The sequence below is a fragment of the Cellulosimicrobium cellulans genome, assembly GCF_006539945.1.
Taxonomy (GTDB): Bacteria; Actinomycetota; Actinomycetes; order Actinomycetales; family Cellulomonadaceae; genus Cellulosimicrobium; species Cellulosimicrobium cellulans.
This window is the reverse complement of the sequence record NZ_BJNZ01000029.1, coordinates 1-17,453: the sequence shown is the minus strand read 5'-3', so window position 1 is coordinate 17,453 and position 17,453 is coordinate 1. Positions and strand designations below refer to the sequence as shown.

The following is a 17,453-nucleotide window of genomic DNA, read 5'->3' as shown; positions in this document are numbered from 1 at the left end:
CGCACTCCGGCGGCGAGGTAGAAACGTGCAGCGGCCTCAGAGGTCGCTCGGGACGCCCTGGGCGGTGAGCTCGCTCGTGCCGTCGGCCCACAGGCGCAGGATGCTCAGCGATGCCGGCGGCACCCGCACGCGCGACCACTGCGACGGCGGCGCGCCGATCGCCGTGCCGATCGCGGCGCGCACCTGCACCGCGTGGCCGACGACGACAGCCGTCCGCCCTCCCGGTCCCGCCCCCGGCAGAAGCGTCTCCACGAGGTGCTGGAGCCCATGCCAGACGCGCGCCCCGACGTCGGCGTACGACTCGCCTCCCGGGGCCGCGGTCGTGCCGGTCGTTTGCCACGCGTGCAGGAGGCCCGGCCACGCGGCGTCGACCTCCGCGGCCGTGCGCCCCTCCCACTCCCCGAAGTCGACCTCGGCGAACCGGTCGTCCGTCGTGACGTGGACGCCGAGCCGGCGGCCGACCGCTCGCGCGGTCTCCTGCGCGCGCACCATGGGCGAGGCGACGATCGTGGTGGGCCTGGGCAGGTCGGGCCACGCCTGGCGCCCGACCCGGAAGACGAGGTCGGCGGCCTGCGCGGCCTGCGTACGGCCGCGCGCCGTCAGCGACGGGCCGGGCACCGACGACCCGCTGAACGCGCCCGCGACGGTGAGCGGCGTCTGCCCGTGCCGCACGAGGACGACCGTGAGGGCGGGCGCGTCGTCGAACCGGACGGCAGCGCCCGACGGGCGGGCGGGGGTGTCGAACGCGGCCGACTCGCCCAGGACGTCCGCGGGCGCGTCGGCCGCGTCGAGGTCCGGCTCGTCGTCGCCCGGACCCGGCACGGCGTCGCCGCCGAGCGCGTAGTCGCGTGAGACCGTCCCCGCCGTGTCCATCGCCTCGTTCGCGAGGGCGTCCGCCGCGGAGTTCTGCGCGCGCGGCACCCACTCGTACGCGACCTGCTCCGCGGGCAGCACCGCGGCCGCCTCGGCGGCGAGGCGACGCATGTCGTCGTGCTTGATCTGCCAGCGACCCGACATCTGCTCGACGACGAGCCGCGAGTCCATCCGCACGGTCACCCGCGCGTCCGGGTCGATCTCGGCCGCGGCACCCAGCCCGGCGACGAGGCCCGAGTACTCGGCGACGTTGTTCGTCGTCACCCCGAGGAACGCGGCGCGCTCGGCGAGGACCTGGCCGCTCGCGCCGTCGCGCACGAGCGCGCCGAAGCCCGCGGGGCCCGGGTTCCCCCGGGACCCGCCGTCGGCCTCGACGACGAGGTGGCGCCGACCGACCGCGCTCACGCGCCGGCGCCCTCCGGCCGCACGACGATGTGGCCGTAGTCCTCGAGCCGCACCACCTGGTCGGGGGCGGCGGACGTGATCGCCGCGAGCTCGGCAGGGCTCAGCGAGACGTTGAGCCCGTCGACGTGCTGGCCGCGCAGCGCGACGACGCCCCGGCCGCCGTTCTGGTCGCGCACGCGCTCGTACAGGGCGAGGAGCCCGGCGTCGAGGCCCGCGACGGCCTCGGTGCGCTTGCCCGCGACCTGGCCCGCCTCGGCGTCGAGCTCGGCGTAGCGCGCGTCCCGAGCGGTCACGACCTCGGCCTTCGCGGCCTCCAGCTCGGCGTTCGCCGACTCGAGCTTGGCGAGCGCCTCCTCGTGCGCCTCCAGACGCTCCATGACGTCGAGCTCGACCTCCTCGAGCACGCCCTGGCGCCGCGCGAGGGACTCGAGCTCCGCGACGAGCGCCTGCGCGTCCTTGGCCCCGACCTGCCCCGAGTCGAGCCGCGACTGGTCGCGCGCGGCGCGCGTGCGCACCTGCTCGACGTCGGTCTCCGCCTTGCTGAGCTCGCGCTTGAGGTCGCTCACCGCGGTGCGCGACTCGACGAGCTTCCCGCGCAGGTCCGCGATCTGGGCGTCGAGCTCGGCGATGCGTGCGTGCTCGGGCAGGTTCTTGCGCTGGTGCGCGAGCTGCTGCGCCCGCGTGTCGAGCTCCTGGACGTCGAGCAGGCGGAGCTGGTCGGCGGGCGGTGCAGTGGCCACAGGTGGTTCCTTTCGTGGGCCCCGTGCGGGGCCGGCGTGCAGGGTCGGGGCGTCAGGCGGACGGGGCGTCGGGTTCGGTGCGCGGGCCCGCTGGCGGCTCGGCGGGCGCCGACGCGATCCGAGCGGTCCACGGGTCGGTGACGAGCATGCTCACGCGCGTCTCGACGACCGCCCCCGGCTGCGCGTGCTCCAGGGCGCGCGCGAGGTCCTCGGCAGCGTAGCGGAGCCACGACCACTCGGAGGCGTAGTGCGGCACGTCGACGAGGAAGGGCGTGCCCGCCTCGCCGTCGCCCTCGAGCCGGGCGCGCTCGCGCAGCTCGGAGACCGGGTGGTGGCGCAGGTCGGACGTGAGGTAGACGTCGGCGCCGCTCGCGCGGACGGCGTCGAAGAGCGAGTCGCCCGAGCCGCCGACGACCGCGACGGACTCCACTGTCGCGTCGAGGTCACCCGCGACGCGCACGCCCTGCACCGTCGGGGGAAGGACCTCGGCGACACGCTGCGCGAAGCCGCGCAGCGTCGTCGGCTCCGCCAGGCGCCCCACGCGGCCGGTTCCGGTGCGCACCGCCTCGTGCGGGGACGGCGCCGGGTGGGCGACGAGCGGCACACGGTGCAGCAGGCCGAGGGCGTCCGCGAGCGCGTCCGCGACGCCGCGCTCCGCCGCGTCGGCGTTGGTGTGCGCGACGTACAGGCCGCACCCGCCCCGGATGAGCCGGTGCACGAGCGAGCCCTTGAACGTCGTCGCCGCGACCGAGTGCACGGGCCGCAGGAACAGCGGGTGATGCGTGACCAGGAGGTCCGCGCCCCAGGCGAGCGCCTCGTCCGCGACGTCCTCCACCGGGTCGACGGCGAACAGCACCTTGCGCACGGGCGCGCCCGGGTCCCCGGCCACGAGCCCGACGGCGTCCCAGGCCTCCGCCGTCGACGGCGGGTACAGCTCGTCCAGGGTCCGCACGACGCGGCCGAGCGTCGGGTGCGCGGAGCCGTCTTCCTCCGGCTCGGTCGACGTGCCGGTGCTCGGGTCGGGCGCGACGGTCATGGCGGCAGGCTATCCCGCGCGGGACGCACGGGTGCCGTCCGATGTGGTTTGATGGATTGCGCAATCCATCAAACCGTTGCTCGGAGGACCCGTGCCCCGCACCCCCCGCCCCGACCGGCCCGACGACGCGCGCGGCGACGGCGCCCGCGGCACCGACGAGGCCGCTCCCCTCTACCGCATCAAGGCCGAGCTCTTCCGGTGCCTCGCCCACCCCACCCGCATCCAGGTGCTCGAGGTCCTCGCGGCCGACGCCGGCCACACGGCGCCCGTGTCCGACCTGCTGGACGTCACGGGGTGCGAGCCCTCCCAGCTCTCCCAGCACCTCGCCGTGCTGCGCCGCGCCGGGGTCGTCACCTCGACCCGCAGCGGCAACGCGGTCGAGTACCGCCTCGCCGAGCCCCTCGTCGCCGAGCTCCTCGTCGTCGCGCGGGCGTTCCTCCTCTCGAGCCTCGCGGGTGCGTCCGACCAGCTCGACGCCGCGCGACGGCTCCCCGCACTGCCGGGCGCGTCGGCGCGGGCCGTGCTCGACGCCACCACGTCGCCCGCCATCACGTCGCCCGCCTCCGCATGAGCCGCCTCGCCGCCGTCCGCGACCTGCTCCCCCGACGCTCCGACTACGACCTGCGACCGCGGACCCTGCGCGCCGACCTCCTCGCCGGCGTCACCGTGGGCGTCGTCGCCCTCCCGCTCGCGCTCGCGTTCGGCGTCAGCTCCGGCGTCGGGGCGGCGGCCGGGCTCGTCACCGCCGTCATCGCCGGCGTGGTCGCCGCCGTGCTCGGTGGGTCGAACCACCAGGTCTCCGGGCCGACGGGGGCGATGGCCGTCGTGCTCGCGCCGATCGTCGTCACCCACGGGCTGGGCTCCGTCGCGCTCGTCACCGTGCTCGGCGGGCTCGTCGTCCTCGTCGCGGGGCTCGCCCGGCTCGGCCGGGTCGTCACGTACATCCCCTGGCCCGTCGTCGAGGGCTTCACGCTCGGGATCGCGTGCATCATCTTCCTCCAGCAGGTCCCGGCCGCGGTCGGGGTCGCGGCGGCCCCCGGTCACAACACGTTCGTGACCGCCGTCGGGGCCGTGCGCACCGCCGTGACCGACGTCCCGCCCGCCCCGGTCCTGTGGACGCTCGGGTGCGTCGCGCTCGTCGCCGCGACGATGCTGCTGCTCCCCCGCGTCCACGCGGCGATCCCGGCGTCGCTCGTCGCGGTCGTGCTGGCCACCGTCCTCGTCGAGGCGCTCGGCGCTCCCGTCCCGCGCATCGGCGCGCTGCCCTCGTCCCTGCCCGCGCCCGTCCTGCCGACGTTCGCCCCCGGCGCGCTGCGTGACCTCGGCGGTGCCGCCCTCGCGATCGCCGCGCTCGCGGCCATCGAGTCGCTGCTGTCCGCCCGCGTCGCCGCCTCCATGACGCAGACGGGGTCGCCCGGGGGCTCCGTCTACCAGCCCGACCGCGAGCTCGTCGGGCAGGGTCTCGCGTCCGTGGCCAGCGGCCTCTTCGGCGGCATGCCTGCCACGGGTGCCATCGCCCGCACCGCCGTCAACGTGCGCTCCGGAGCCCGCACACGGCTCGCCGCCGTCGTGCACGCGGTCGTGATCCTCGCCGTCATCTACCTCGCCACCGGCCCGGTCTCCCGGATCCCGCTCGCCGCGCTCGCCGGTGTCCTCATGGTGACGAGCTTCCGGATGATCGGCGCCCGCACCATCCGGTCGGTGGTCGGCGCCGGACGGTCGAGCGCGGCGACCTTCGTCGTGACCGCCGTCGTCACCGTCGCGTTCGACCTCGTGCAGGCCATCGAGATCGGCATCCTCGTCGCCGCGTTCTTCGCGCTGCGGACCGTCGCGCGCGCCTCGGCCGTGCACCGCGACCCACTCCCCGGGCCTGCCCAGCCGGGCGACGAGCACATCGCGCTCTTCCGTCTCGAGGGTTCCATGTTCTTCGGCGCCGCGGACCGCGTGCTCACCGAGGTGACCGACGCCTCGTCGCACGACGACGTCGCGGTCGTGGTCCTGCGGCTCTCCCAGCTCCGCATGGTCGACGCGACCGGGGCCAGGGCGCTCGGCGAGCTCGTCGAAGGGCTCGAGGCGCGCGGCGTGACCGTGCTCGTCAAGGGCGTCCAGGAACGGCACCGGTCGCTCCTCACGAACGTCGGGGCGCTCGCCGAGCTCCGCCACGAGAACCACCTCTTCGACACGCTCGACGATGCGATCGAGCACGCGCGCTCGCACGTGCGTCGTGCCGCCCGGGGCACCGACGTCCCCCAGGTGCGCGGGTTGCGCCCGTCGACCTGACCCCTCGGTACGATGCGCCGATGCAGCACAGGGTGGGCCGCCGTGCCGGGGTCGCCGGTGCGACCGTCGGACTGGTCCTCCTCGTCGCCTGGCTCGTCGGTCCCGTCCTCTGGGTCGAGCTCGACGAGGCGGGCACACCCCCGGTCCCGACCTTCGCCGACGGCCTCCAGGTGGTCGACGAGGGGACGGGCTGCGGATCGGGCGGCTGCTGGCGCGAGCTGACGATCTCGTGGCCCGGGCGCGACCGCGACGCCGTCCGTGCACGGGTCGGCCTCGACGCCGCGGGGCGGCGGTGCGACGCGATGTCCGTCCTCGACCGGCGGGTCCGGTGCGTGTGGGAGGTCGACGAGGAGGCGTCCGGCGCCACGCTCCGCGTCGACGTCGGATGGCACCGTCCGCTCGGGCTGTGAGCGGTGCACGAGCCGCATAGCGTGGTGGGATGCACGAGTTCGTGCGAGCCCCGTCCGACGCGCTGCCGCCCGGCGTCGTGTCGATGGTGGGCTACCGGCTCCGGACCCCGCCCACCGAGGGCGCGCCGTCCGTCCACCGCGGCCTGCCGTCACCGTGGCTCACGCTCGTCGTGAGCACCGCGGGCGTCGTCCCGACGTCGCCCGGGCCGGACGCCGCCCCGGTGCACTACGAGTCGCTCGTCGGCGGCCTGCACACGCGCCCCGCCCTGATCCACCAACCGCGGGAGCAGGCGGGCGTGCAGCTCGCGCTCGATCCGCTGGCCTGCCGGGGGCTGCTGGGCGTGCGCGCGGGAGACCTCGGCCTCGTCGAGGACGGCGACGCCGTCCTCGGCCCCGCCGCCGCCCGCCTGCGTGAGCAGGCCGCCGAGGCAGGCTCGTGGGCAGCCGCGTTCGAGTCCGTGCGCGCGGCGTTCGCGGGCCGGACCGACCCGCGGGGCAGCCTCGGAGCCCGGCCGGTGCGCGCCGAGGTGCGCGCCGAGGTCGCGGAGGCGTGGCGCCTGCTCGTCCGCACCCGGGGCCGGGCGCGCGTGCGCGACGTCGCGCGGCACGTCGCCCTCGGCGAGCGGCAGCTCGAGACGCTGTTCCGGGCCGAGCTCGGCGTCACGCCCCGGGCGGCACGCGGCCTCGTACGGTTCGACGCCGCCCGCCGCCAGGTGCAGCGCCTCGCCCTCGGCCGGGGCGCCCGGACTCTCGCCGACGTCGCCGCGCAGACCGGGTATGCCGACCACTCCCACCTGGTGCGCGACTTCCGCCGGTTCGCCGGCACGAGCCCGACCGCCTGGGTGCGCGAAGAGCTCGGGAACATCCAAGCCGGCGGCCACACCGACGGACCAGGGTGGGGACATGAGCATCCACGAGAGCACCCGCACCCCGACTAAAACCTCCGGCTCGGCCGCGACGCCGACCCCGGGGCCCGACGCGCCGCCGACACCGTGGGTCTGGCCCACGCTCCAGGCGCACGACGCCCGCAGCCTCGTCGCGTTCCTCACCGACGTCGTCGGGTTCGTCGCGACGGCCGTCATGGCGGGCAAGGACCGCGACGTCGCGCACGCGCAGCTCGACTGGCCGCACGGCGGCGCCGTCATGCTCGGCAGCCACTCCCCCGAGCGGGAGTGGTCGCGCGAGCCCGGGACCTGCGGCACGTACGTCGTGGTCCCCGACGACGAGATCGAGGCGCTCGACGCCCGGCTGCGCGAGCACGCGCCGGGTGCCGGGGGACGCGTCGTCGTCCCGCTCCGGGACACGGACTACGGGAGCCGCGAGCTCGTGCTCCAGGACCCCGAGGGCAACCTGTGGTCGTTCGGCACCTACCGCGGCGAGCCGCGACGCTGACGCCGCCGGGCGACGACACCACCGGTCGGCGGGCCTGCTGCGTCCCGTCCCCCGTCGATCACTTCGCCTCGGCATAGTGGTCGACGACGGCGACGGTGAGCGGGAAGTCGACCGGGAACTCCCCGAACAGGAGGCGCCCTGCCTCCGTCGCCGCCGCGCGGACCTCGTCGGCCACCGCCTCGGCGAGCTCGGCCGGCGCGTGCACGACGACCTCGTCGTGGAGGAAGAACACGAGGTGCGCCCGGTCGGCGAACGGCGCGGGCGCGGCGCCCGGGGTCGACGCCACGGGCAGGTCCCACAGCCGACGACGGATCGAGGCGAGCCAGCACAGCGCCCACTCGGCCGCCGTGCCCTGCACGACGAAGTTCCGCGTGAACCGGCCCCACGCGCGGGTGTACGACCGGGCGCGCGCCTGCGCGTCCGCGCCCGTCCGGCCGCCCTCGACGTCGACCGCGCCGCCCTCCTCGACCGCGTAGGCACCCTCCTGGGCCGCATGCCACGACTCGCCGGGTCGTGGCGAGCCGCGGCCGAGGAGGGTCGACACGACCTCGCCGCGCTCGCCGGCCTGCGCGGCACGCTCCACGAGGCCGATCGCGTCGGGGAACGCCTTCGCGAGCCGCGGCAGGACGAGCGCGCTGTCGCCCGTCGTACCCCCGTACATGGCGCCGAGCATGCCGACCTTCGCGTGGTCGCGCGTCGCGACGGCGCCCGACGCGACGATGCCGGCATACATGTCGCCGCCGCGCCCCGCCGCCGCCATGCGCTCGTCGTGCGCGAGCCCGGCCAGCACGCGCGGCTCGAGCTGCGCGGCGTCCGCGACGACGAGCCTCCAGCCCGGGTCGGCGACGACCGCGCGGCGCACCTGCTTGGGAAGCTGGAGCGCCCCGCCACCGCTCGACGACCACCGGCCCGTGACGACGCCGCCCACGACGTACTCGGTGCGGAACCGACCGTCGCGGACCCAGGTGTCGAGCCACGCCCAGCCGTTCGCCGTGAGGAGCCGCGAGAGCTTCTTGTACTCGAGCAGGGGCTCGACGACGGGGTGGTCCGTCCGCTCCAGCTCCCACTTGCGCAGCGACCGCACGCCCACACCCGCGTACTGGAGCGCCTTCAGCAGGTCCGGGTGCGAGTCCGGGTTGAGGGTCGGCGGCGCGTCGAGGGCCGCGCGGATGCGCGCCACGAGGTCCTCCATGAGCGCGGGGCGCTCGCCGGGTCGCGGGCGCGGGCCGAGCGCGTCCGTGAGGATCGCGTCGTGCACGTCGGCGCGCCACGGGACGCCCGCGTGGTGCATCTCCGCGGCGACGAGCGCCCCCGCCGACTCGGCGGCGAGCAGCATGCGGAGCCGTCCCGGTCCGTCCGAGTCGTCGGCGCCCGCGACCGCGGCGAGCTGGTCGCGCAGCTCCGCCACCGTGTCGAGCTCGACGCGCGGCGCGTGCTGCGGCCCGAGCTCGAACAGGCCGACGGGACGCGGCGAGGCCGTGGGCTCACGACCGGCCGGGGCGGCGGCGAGCGCGTCCCACGGCCCGGGGTCTCGCAACGCGAGCGCCGATCCCGCCGCGAGCCGCGAGCGGCGCAGCACGATGTGGGACAGGCGCAGGTCGTGCGACCGCTCGACGCGCCGGCCGTCGGCGAGGAGGCGTGGGTACCAGCGGTTCGTGTCGTCCCACGTCACGCGGACGGGCTCCGCCGGGCCGTCGACGACGTGCTCGACCCGGCCGTGCTCGGGCGACCCGACGTGGACGGCGTAGGTGCTCATGGGCGCACCGCCCGCTGGTCCGGCCGGGGCTCGCGGGACGAGCCCACGACCCGCGCGAGGGCCCGCCCGCGCGAGGCGACGAGCGCCGCCCGCAGCAGGCGCGCGGCGTCGGCCTCGTGGGCGACGAGCGCGACCGCACCCGCGAGGGTCGGGGCCCCGAGGTCGTCCGCCGTCCGCGCCGCGCGGGCCAGCGCGGCACCCTGGCGCGGGCTGAGGTGCCGACGGCCGGTCGCCGCGAGCGCCACGGCGGCGTCGAGCACCGTGGCGCACACGTCCTCGACGGGCGACGGCGCCACCTCCTCGCGCACGTGCGTCGTCGCGCGTCCCCGCAGCGCACGGACGCGCGCGCGGAGCCTCGTCCACGCGGTCGACCATGTGCGGTGGTCGTACGCGGGCGTGAGCGTCGGCACGACGAGCCCGAGCCCTCCACCGGGGCGCTCGACGAACAGACCGACGGCCTCGGCCCCGCCGGACTCCAGGTCGTGCTCGACCGCGACGGCGACGAGCCGACGGCTCCCCGCCGCGACCCCGAGCAGGGTGTCGCAGGCTGCCTCGTCCGCCGCGTCGACGCGCACGACGGTCGGCGTGCCGTCCGCCGCGACGAGGGTCCAGGTGATCTCCTGCGCCACCTCGTCGACCCCGACGGGGCCCGCGTCCCGGACCATGACCACCCGCACCACGGCCGGCCTCCGCCCGAACCCGACCTCGGCCCGCGCGGCGGGCGCCGCAGTCCGCTCGGCGACGTCGCGCAGCGCATCGGCGGTCAGCGTCCCGAACGGTTCCACGACCGGGCCCTCGCCGGGCCGGAGCGCCCCGGCGCGCTCAGTCGCCCCGCGCAGGGCGAACGGGCCGCGGCACAGCGCCTCCACCGAGCGTCCCCAGACGAGCGGGAGGTCCCACGAGCGGCGGAACGTGGGGTCGGCGCCGGGTGGCCGTCCGGTGGTGACCGCGCGCGCCCGGCCCTCGACGACGTCCCACACGTGCACGGTGACGCCCCGTGCGCCCGACGCCGCGACCCACCAGCGCGCCCCGAGCGGGAGGAGGTGCGGAAGGTCCGTCAGGCGCTCGTCAGGCCCCGCAGCGTCCGGCGCGGGCTCGGCCCGCACGTACGCCCAGAGCTCTGCCAGCGCGAGCAGGCACTCCTCCTCGTCGACGGCGTCGCGACGGTCTGCGAGCGCCTCGAGCCGCCCGACCGCGGACGTGACGAGTCGTTGCACCGCGGGCCGGCGGCCCAGCCGGGCGAGCACCCCGGCGCCCCGCAGCTCCTCGAGGTCGTCGCGACCGAGGTGCGAGAGCCCGACGTCGAGCACCCGCTCGACGGCGCGCGCGACCTCGTCCGCGACCGTCCGGGCGTCCGGCACCCCGGCGGCGCGCGGCGCGGCGGCAGCGGTCTCCTCGGGCCACGGCCAGGCGCGGCCGTGCGCGTCCCAGACCCGTGCGAGCGCCTCCAGGCGCCAGCGTCGGTCGTCCGCCGCGCGCGCCGTCGGGGAGGCAACGCGTTCGCGCTCGACGAGCATGCCGACGAATCCCGCCCCCGCGACGTAGGTGACGCGCGGGGCGTCGGGCCAGGAGACCACCACGCGAGGACCGTCCACCCACACGTCCGTCGAGCCGCCGCGCGCCGGCACCTCAGCCCCCTCGCGCTTCTCCTGGGCGACCGCGCGCACGACGGCGGCACCGGCGGCCCGGTGCACCGCCCGCGGGTCGAGCGCGAGGATCTCGCCCAGCGGATCGGCGATGGACCCGGCGCGGGGGCCGGCGTCGGGCTCGGGCGGCGCGCCTGCCCCGGCGCGCCCCGTTGCCGGACTCGCGGAACCAGCAGCGGCTCGACCGCGACCCGCTTGATCGGCATCGGCATCGGCATCGGCGGGAGTGTCCGCCGTGGGTCGCACCGCCGCTGTCCGTTCACGGACCGTCACGACCGGCTCCATCGGCTCGGCCGCCGTCGCCTCCACCGGCGCGGCCCCCGCGTCGCGCGCCCACAGGCACGCGGCCACGACGTGCTGGCACGCACCCGGCGTCGGGCACGCGCACCGCACGCCGGCGGGGCCACGCGCGTCCAGCTCGACGCGTGCGCCCCCGACCGACAGCACGGCACCGTCGGCGCGCTGTTCCAGCACCTCGACCTTGCCCGCGGCGACGTCCTTGCGCGCGCGACGGACCAGGCCGGCGTTGGCGAGGGTGGCGAGCGCGGCGTCGTCGTACCCGGCGTACACGCCCGCCCAGGGTCCGATCCCGGTGGTGCCGCTCACGGGAGCACCTCCCCCAGCCACTCGGCGAACCGCTCCGGGGTGAGCGCCGCGATCTCCATGCCCTGCTCCGCGAGCCGCCGGGCGACGCCGCGGTCGTACGCGGGGCTCGCCTGACCGTCGAGGGCGGCGAGACCGAGCAGCCGCACGCCGGACGCGTGCAGCCGCCCGACGCTCGCCACGAGCTGCGACACGGAGCCACCTTCCTCGAAGTCGGTGACGAGCGCGACGACGGTCCGGCGCGGGTCGCGCACGTGCTGCTCCGCGTAGCGCACCGCACGCGCGATGTCCGTGCCGCCGCCGAGCTGAGCCGTGAGGAGCACCGTCACGGGGTCGTGCGCGAGGTGCGACATGTCGACGACGGACGTGTCGAACAGCACGAGCCGCACCGTGATGCCGGGCAGCCCCGCGAGGATGCCGGCGCTCACCGCGCTGTACAGCACCGAGGAGGCCATCGAGCCGGACTGGTCGACGAGCAGCACCACGTCGTACGACAGCGCGCGACGGCGCCGCGCCGAGAACCGGAGGTCGGTGACGAGCAGCCTCCGCCGTTCCGGGTCCCAGCGCCCGAGGTTCGCGTGCACGGTCGCGGCCGCGTCGAACGTGCGGCTCGACCGCACGAACGAGCGGCGCGTGCGGTCGCGACGGCCGTCCACGGCGGTCTCGAAGCGGGGGCGCAGCCGCCGCACGACGTCCTCCACGACGCGCGCGACCAACCGCTTCAGGCCGTCCTGCACGCCCGGCCCGAGCCGGCCCCGGGCACGCAGCAGCGCCGAGGCCAGCTCCGTGCTGGGCTCCACCGCGTCGACGGCGCGCGGATCCGCGAGCAGCTCCGTCATCCCGTAGCGACCCACGGCCTCGACCTGCATGCGCTCGAACGTCTCGCGCGGGAACAGCTCGCGCGCCGACTCGAGCCAGTCCAGACCCGCGACGACCGAACCCCCGCGCCCCCCGCCGCCGCGCGCGGCACGGGAGTCGTCGCCGTCGCCGTGCCGGTGCCCACGTGCGGTGTACTCCCGGTCGTACAGGTGCCCGAGCGTGCGGTCGAGGCCCTGGTCCTGCGGCGCGACGGGCAACGTGTCGCCCGCGTACCGGCCGAGCACGAGCCGCCACCGGCGCGCCGCCTCCTGATCGTCCGCGCGGCTCCCGGCGGGTTCGCCTGCGCCGGGCCCGAACCCGGCACGTGGGGTCCCGGTCGGCGCCGTGTCCGGCACGTCCGCCGTTCCCACGCCGGCGGCCGTCACGACGCTCCCCCACGCGCCCAGGCGCCGAGGCCGTCGCGCTCCAGGACCGCGACGAGCTCGCGCTCGACGAGCAGCCCTGTGCGGAGGTCGTCCTCCGTCACGTCGACGTGCCGGTCCAGCGCGGCGGCGCTCGTGCCGGTCCGCGCGGCGACGCGCTCGGCGAGGCGGTGCGTCTCCGTCGGGCGCAGCCAGGTGAACGCCCGGCGCAGGTCCGGCAGCACCGCGCGGAACGCCTCCTCGCCCAGGCCGCGCAGCCCGTCGTCGACCGCGTCGAACATCTCGGGGGTGTGGAGCAGGAGGTCGGGCGCGGCGCGCATCACGCCGCTGAGGAACGCCGTCGCGGCCACGGGGTCCGCACCGGGGGCGAGCCGGGCGCGCACGCGCGTGACGAGACCGTTGCCGCCGGGCTCGTCGAGCTCGTCGTCGACGGCGGCGAAGGCCGTGAGCGCGCCGCGCACCGCGGGCGACGCGCCGTCGTCCTCTCGCACGTGCTCGAGCGCCCGCGCGACGGACTCCGCCGCCGAGCCGGTGCCGTCACGACCCGCGTCGCGCAGGTCCCGGACCAGGGAGCGCAGGGCGACGAGGCTCGCCAACGCGTCGTCCTGCGTCGCCTCGTCGGCGGCCGCGAGGTCGGGCACGAGGTACGCCGCGGTGGCGAGCCCCTGCTCCGCAAGGTCGAGCAGGGCCTCGGCCTGCTCGCCGAGCTCGAGCTCGGTGCGGGCGCGCCAGAGCCCCACGAGGCGCCGCATGCCTGCTACCACCGAGGCGAGAGACGGGTCGACGTCGAGCGTGGAACGGACGAGACCGACGAGCGGAGGCAACCGGTCGGCCAGGCCCACCACGACGCACTGCGCGACGAGCCGCGCCACCGCGTCGCTCGACCGCTCCTCGCGCGCGCGGTCGCGCGCGTCGTCGAGCAACGCTACGGCGACCGCGTCGAGCGTCGCGCCCCGGTGGGAGAGCTCGACGAGCCGCGCCTCGACGAGCGGCGTCCACGCGTACTCCCACTCCTCGAGCACGAGGCCGAGACCGCGCCCGGCGACGTGGTCCGGGCCGGAGACGCGGCGCGCGAACCCCAGGTCGAGGAACGCGCACAGCGCGAGGAACCGGCGCCGGTCGCGGTGCGCGGACTTGCGTCGCGCGTCGAGCCGGACGGTGCGCGGCACGGAGTCGGACACGTCCAGGCGCAGCCTCCGTGCGCGCGAGCGCGCCTCCTCCACGAGCGGCGGGGCCGCGCCCCCGGGCGGCAGGTCGCCGAGCGCTCGCCCGGCGAACACCTCCGCGACCGCGAGCCCGAGGGGCCGGTCGCCCGCGGCGTCGAGGTCGTCGGCGTCCTTGACGTAGCAGGACGTGATGGCGTCGAGCAGGTCGGTGCGGCACGGCCACGGCCGCTCGCGCAGCGCGGCCAACCGGTGCGCGTGCTCGACGGCGGCCTGGGACTGCGCGACGCTCACGAGCGCGCCGCGCGCGCTCGCCCCGCGCCCGACGTCCACGAGGACGCCGTTCGCCGCGCCGGCGGGGCCGCCCGCGTCGTGGTGCGCGGCCCAGAGCCGATCGTAGTACCCGGGCGTCGGCATGCCGGCGCCGTACCCGCGCAGCGCGTCGAGCCGCTCGTCGTCGTACCGGACGAGCCACGCGGGGGCGTCGGCCAGGTCGCCGTACCCGCCCGCCGGGCGGTGCGCGACGACGGCCTCACCGTGGGCGCTCCCGGTCAGCGCCTCGACGAGGGCGAGCGTGTGGAACGCCCCCGTCACGACGACGACCGGACCGTCGGCGCGCGCCGCGTGCTCGGCGACGCGCGCCGACATCCGCGCCTCCCGGTCGAGCGACCCGTCCGCGACGAGCACCTCGTCCTCGTAGTCGAGGCGGGCGAGGGCCGCCCACGCGAACACGTCGTCGGTGAGCTCGCGCCAGTCGCGCAGGCGCGCGGTGTCCCGCGCCTCGAACAGGTGGTCCCAGAGCTCGTCGTGGTCGCGGCACCCGAGCCGCTCCGCGAGCCGCGCGACCGTGCGCGAGTGCGCGAGGTGCCGCTCCGCGAGGACGGTGCGCGCCGCCGGGTCCGCATGGTCGTCGTCCTCCCCCGGCACCCGCGCCGCCCACGGGGAGTCGACGAACGCGAGCTCGGCGCCGAGGGCGTGCCCCGCCCGGAGCGCGACCCACTCGGGCGAGTAGCGCGCGAGCGGATAGAACCCCGCGCCGCGCGCGCCGCCCCCCGCCGGGTCGCCGGCGAGGCTGAGGACCGCGACGGGCGGCACCGTGCGCTCGTCGAGCAGCGCGGGCAGGAGCCGCGTGTACTCCTCCGGACCCTCGACGAGCACGACCGCCGGTCGCACCTCGTCGATCAGGGCGGCCATGGCGACCGCGCACGCCGGGCTGTGGTGGCGCACGCCGAACAGGTGCACGCCGCCGCGCTCCCGCAGGGTCACCAGGTCCTGCGCCGCCTGCCGCAGCCGGGGCGGAGCGGCGTCCCACGCCGCACGCAGGCCTACCGCCACAGGTCGCCCGCCGCGGTGAGGAAGTCCTTCCAGCGTGCGTCCGACCGCGCGCGCTCCCGCACGACGTTGTCCACGTAGTGCCGCAACCGCCGCGCGTCCTCCTCGTCGCCCTTGAGCGCGACGCCGCCCACCTGACGGGCGACCTGGGCGGCGGTCACGGTTCCGTCACCCAGGTACCGCGCCTCGAGCGACGCGGCCACCGCGACGTTCACGGCCTCGGCCGTCGACATCACGGTCTCGGGCCGCTTGACCGGGGCGCCGCTCGCCGTCGCGCCCGTACGCAGGTCCTGGAAGACCGTGACGAGCACCTCGAGCACGTCGCGGTCGAGCCGCGGGCGCTCCGGCGCCGGGCCGAGCTCGGCCGTGAGGCGGCTCTCGACGAGCTCCATCTCGAACGCGCGGTCGCGGATGGGTGCGACGGTCTCGAAGTTGAAGCGCCGCTTGAGCGCCGCCGACATCTCGTGGACGCCGCGGTCGCGCAGGTTCGCCGTCGCGAGCACGTTGAAGCCGGGACGGGCAGCGACGCGTGCGTCGGCGCCGAGCTCGGGGACCATGAGCTGCTTCTCCGAGAGCACGGACACGAGCGTGTCCTGGATCTCGGGCGCGCAGCGCGTGATCTCCTCGAACCGCGCGACGCGACCGCTCTCCATGGCCCGGAAGACCGGCGACGGGACGAGCGAGCGCTCGCTGGGCCCCTCGGCGATGAGCAGCGCGTAGTTCCACGAGTAGCGCACGTGGTCCTCGCTCGTGCCCGCGGTGCCCTGCACCGTGAGGGTCGACGTGCCGCTCGCGGCCGCCGCGAGCAGCTCGGACAGCAGGGACTTGGCCGTGCCGGGCTCGCCGACGAGCATGAGGCCCTGCCGGCCGAGCAGCGACACGACCGCGCGGTCGACGAGCGGGTCGTCGCCGAAGAACTTGCGGCTCACGCCCAGCTCCCGGTCGCCCACGACGAACGCCCGCACGGCGCGCGGGCTCAGGCGCCAGCCCGGCGGGACGTCGGCCCCGCGCCGGGCGTCGGCGTCCGCGAGCGCCGCGAGCTCGTCGGCGTACCGGACCTCTGCCGGCGGTCGCAGCTCCTCGAGCGCCGCGGGCGCCTGCTCGTCACCGGTCGTCGTGCTCGTCACCCGGGCTCCTCCTCGGTCCGGTCGCGGGCACCGTGCCCGTGGTCCTGCAGGTCAGCGTAGGAGCCGCGTCCCACACGGCCGGCGCCGGTGCCGCGGGAGCGGTCGTCGAAGGGTCCGGCGCTCGCGCTGGTCACGGCGATGCCCTCCCCGCCGACCCACGATCCACCCGCGGCGCGTCCCGCCGGGACCACGCGGTACGGGTCGGCCTCCGCGTTCACGACGCCGCCCACGAGCACGACGATGCTCGTGAGCCAGCCCCAGAGGACCCCCGCGAGGACGAGACCGAGCATCTGCCCGGCCGCCTGGACGACCGCCGTCGTCCCCGCTCCGGAGCCCGGCGCCGCCGGTCCCGCGAGCCGGACGTAGAGCCCGAACCCCCACGACACGAGCAGGACGCCGCCGGTCCCGACGGCCGCGCCCGGCAGGCACCGCCGCCACGTCGTGTCGACGTTCGGCGCGTACCGGTAGAGCAGCGTGAGGTACGCGCCGCACACGAGCACCACCGTCGGCCAGCGCAGCACGTCCCACGTCTGCCGGAAGGCCGCGTCGAGACCGAGCCGCTCGGCCAGTTCGGCACCGTCGCCCAGGAGCGGGCCGACCACGACGAGCGCGACGACGGACACCGCCGTGACGATCGCGCCGAGGGCGAGCGCGACCCCGAGCACGTACTGCGCCACGACACCGCGGCGCCGCTCGACGCCGTACGCGTCGTCCAGCGCGCGGACCGCGGCGCGGAAGACGCGGCTCGCGAGCCAGAGCGCCACGAGGAACGACCCGACGGCGAACCCGGTGCGCTGCTCGTCGAGCAGGCTGTCGACGAGCGGCGCGACGACGGAGGTCGACACGTGCTCGGCGAACACCGTGGTGAGACCGCCGACGATCGACGAGCGGATCGAGTCGACGGTGTCGTCGCCGAGGAGCGGGCGCAGGAAGCCGAGGCTGGACCCGATCGCGGTCGTCAGCGGGATGAGCGAGATGAGGCCGTAGTACGACATCTCGGCGGCGAGGCCCGTGACGCGGACCCCGGCGACGCGGAACGCCGAGCGGGCGGCGACGTCGGCGACGCGCACCCCCCGCACGCGCGGCCCGGTGCGGGCTGCGGCGACGAGCACGCGGTCCTGCCACGGGACGCGGCCCGCCGCGCGATCGCGCCGCCGCACCGTCCACGGGCGGACCACCTCTCGCGCGCACCACGTCCCGGCGGCGACCACGCCGACCGCGACGGGCACGCTCGCGAGCGCGGCGAGCGCCCGCGTCCCGCCGTCGTCCGCGGCGACGGCCACCACGACGACGACCGCCCCGACGCCCGCGAGGGCGAGCAGCGTCGACGTCGCCGTGCTCACGGCGGACCGGACTCCCGGCGACCGGCGCGCGAGCACGGCGACGAGCAGCCAGGCGAGCGTCGCGACGACGATCACGGGCCGGTGCCGCCGCTCACGGGAGCGTCCG

General features: G+C 76.9%; 14 protein-coding genes. 5 read left to right on the top strand and 9 right to left on the bottom strand.

The window, feature by feature from the left end; genetic code table 11:
- Positions 1-36: 36 nt before the first annotated feature.
- Genes CCE02nite_RS17150 through CCE02nite_RS17140 form a run of 3 tightly spaced genes read right to left on the bottom strand, consistent with a single transcriptional unit; the run spans position 37 to position 3,054 of the window.
- Complete coding sequence (locus tag CCE02nite_RS17150) at positions 37-1,278, bottom strand: bifunctional RNase H/acid phosphatase (protein WP_141390827.1); 1,242 nt, start codon at positions 1,276-1,278, stop codon at positions 37-39.
- Entirely contained in the window at positions 1,275-2,018 is a 744-nt protein-coding gene (locus tag CCE02nite_RS17145; protein ID WP_141390826.1) for a zinc ribbon domain-containing protein, read from the bottom strand. Before CCE02nite_RS17145 ends, CCE02nite_RS17150 begins: the two co-directional genes overlap by 4 nt.
- Positions 2,019-2,070: 52 nt before the next feature.
- Positions 2,071-3,054, bottom strand: coding sequence for a Nif3-like dinuclear metal center hexameric protein (locus tag CCE02nite_RS17140; RefSeq protein WP_141390825.1), 984 nt, complete (start codon positions 3,052-3,054; stop codon positions 2,071-2,073).
- A 91-nt stretch (positions 3,055-3,145) separates the two neighbouring features.
- Here CCE02nite_RS17140 and CCE02nite_RS17135 point away from each other — a divergent pair, with 91 nt between their 5' ends.
- Genes CCE02nite_RS17135 through CCE02nite_RS17115 form a run of 5 tightly spaced genes read left to right on the top strand, consistent with a single transcriptional unit; the run spans position 3,146 to position 7,136 of the window.
- Complete coding sequence (locus CCE02nite_RS17135) at positions 3,146-3,625, top strand: ArsR/SmtB family transcription factor (RefSeq protein ID WP_141390824.1); 480 nt, start codon at positions 3,146-3,148, stop codon at positions 3,623-3,625.
- Positions 3,622-5,334: a SulP family inorganic anion transporter gene (locus CCE02nite_RS17130; RefSeq protein ID WP_141390823.1), complete on the top strand. Its 1,713-nt coding sequence runs from the start codon at positions 3,622-3,624 to the stop codon at positions 5,332-5,334. Before CCE02nite_RS17135 ends, CCE02nite_RS17130 begins: the two co-directional genes overlap by 4 nt.
- 20 nt (positions 5,335-5,354) lie before the next feature.
- Complete coding sequence (locus CCE02nite_RS17125) at positions 5,355-5,744, top strand: hypothetical protein (RefSeq protein WP_141390822.1); 390 nt, start codon at positions 5,355-5,357, stop codon at positions 5,742-5,744.
- Between the two features lie 29 nt (positions 5,745-5,773).
- Complete coding sequence (locus tag CCE02nite_RS17120) at positions 5,774-6,682, top strand: AraC family transcriptional regulator (RefSeq protein ID WP_141390821.1); 909 nt, start codon at positions 5,774-5,776, stop codon at positions 6,680-6,682.
- Positions 6,648-7,136: a VOC family protein gene (locus tag CCE02nite_RS17115; protein WP_218027145.1), complete on the top strand. Its 489-nt coding sequence runs from the start codon at positions 6,648-6,650 to the stop codon at positions 7,134-7,136. Before CCE02nite_RS17120 ends, CCE02nite_RS17115 begins: the two co-directional genes overlap by 35 nt.
- A gap of 58 nt (positions 7,137-7,194) precedes the next feature.
- Here CCE02nite_RS17115 and CCE02nite_RS17110 read toward each other — a convergent pair whose 3' ends face one another.
- From CCE02nite_RS17110 to CCE02nite_RS17085, 6 genes are all read right to left on the bottom strand, one after another.
- Entirely contained in the window at positions 7,195-8,892 is a 1,698-nt protein-coding gene (locus CCE02nite_RS17110) for a bifunctional 3'-5' exonuclease/DNA polymerase (RefSeq protein WP_141390820.1), read from the bottom strand.
- A complete protein-coding gene (locus CCE02nite_RS17105; RefSeq protein WP_141390819.1) occupies positions 8,889-11,144 on the bottom strand; it encodes a hypothetical protein in 2,256 nt (751 codons plus the stop codon). The genes CCE02nite_RS17110 and CCE02nite_RS17105 overlap by 4 nt, the downstream gene beginning before the upstream one ends.
- Complete coding sequence (locus CCE02nite_RS17100) at positions 11,141-12,385, bottom strand: VWA domain-containing protein (protein ID WP_255318932.1); 1,245 nt, start codon at positions 12,383-12,385, stop codon at positions 11,141-11,143. Before CCE02nite_RS17100 ends, CCE02nite_RS17105 begins: the two co-directional genes overlap by 4 nt.
- Positions 12,382-14,811, bottom strand: a complete 2,430-nt coding sequence (locus tag CCE02nite_RS17095) for a DUF5682 family protein (protein WP_141390818.1) — start codon at positions 14,809-14,811, stop codon at positions 12,382-12,384. The genes CCE02nite_RS17100 and CCE02nite_RS17095 overlap by 4 nt, the downstream gene beginning before the upstream one ends.
- A gap of 59 nt (positions 14,812-14,870) precedes the next feature.
- Positions 14,871-16,004: an ATP-binding protein gene (locus CCE02nite_RS17090; protein WP_141390817.1), complete on the bottom strand. Its 1,134-nt coding sequence runs from the start codon at positions 16,002-16,004 to the stop codon at positions 14,871-14,873.
- Positions 16,001-17,453 (bottom strand): YihY/virulence factor BrkB family protein (locus CCE02nite_RS17085; RefSeq protein ID WP_141390816.1); only part of this gene is annotated, 1,453 nt, incomplete at its 5' end. The genes CCE02nite_RS17090 and CCE02nite_RS17085, both read right to left, overlap by 4 nt.

Coding starts and splice junctions, on each gene's coding strand:
- CCE02nite_RS17140 (WP_141390825.1), bottom strand. CDS start 3,054: ATGACCGTCGCGCCCGACCCGAGCACCGGCACGTCGACCGAGCCGGAG.
- CCE02nite_RS17130 (WP_141390823.1), top strand. CDS start 3,622: ATGAGCCGCCTCGCCGCCGTCCGCGACCTGCTCCCCCGACGCTCCGAC.
- CCE02nite_RS17125 (WP_141390822.1), top strand. CDS start 5,355: ATGCAGCACAGGGTGGGCCGCCGTGCCGGGGTCGCCGGTGCGACCGTC.
- CCE02nite_RS17120 (WP_141390821.1), top strand. CDS start 5,774: ATGCACGAGTTCGTGCGAGCCCCGTCCGACGCGCTGCCGCCCGGCGTC.
- CCE02nite_RS17115 (WP_218027145.1), top strand. CDS start 6,648: ATGAGCATCCACGAGAGCACCCGCACCCCGACTAAAACCTCCGGCTCG.
- CCE02nite_RS17110 (WP_141390820.1), bottom strand. CDS start 8,892: ATGAGCACCTACGCCGTCCACGTCGGGTCGCCCGAGCACGGCCGGGTC.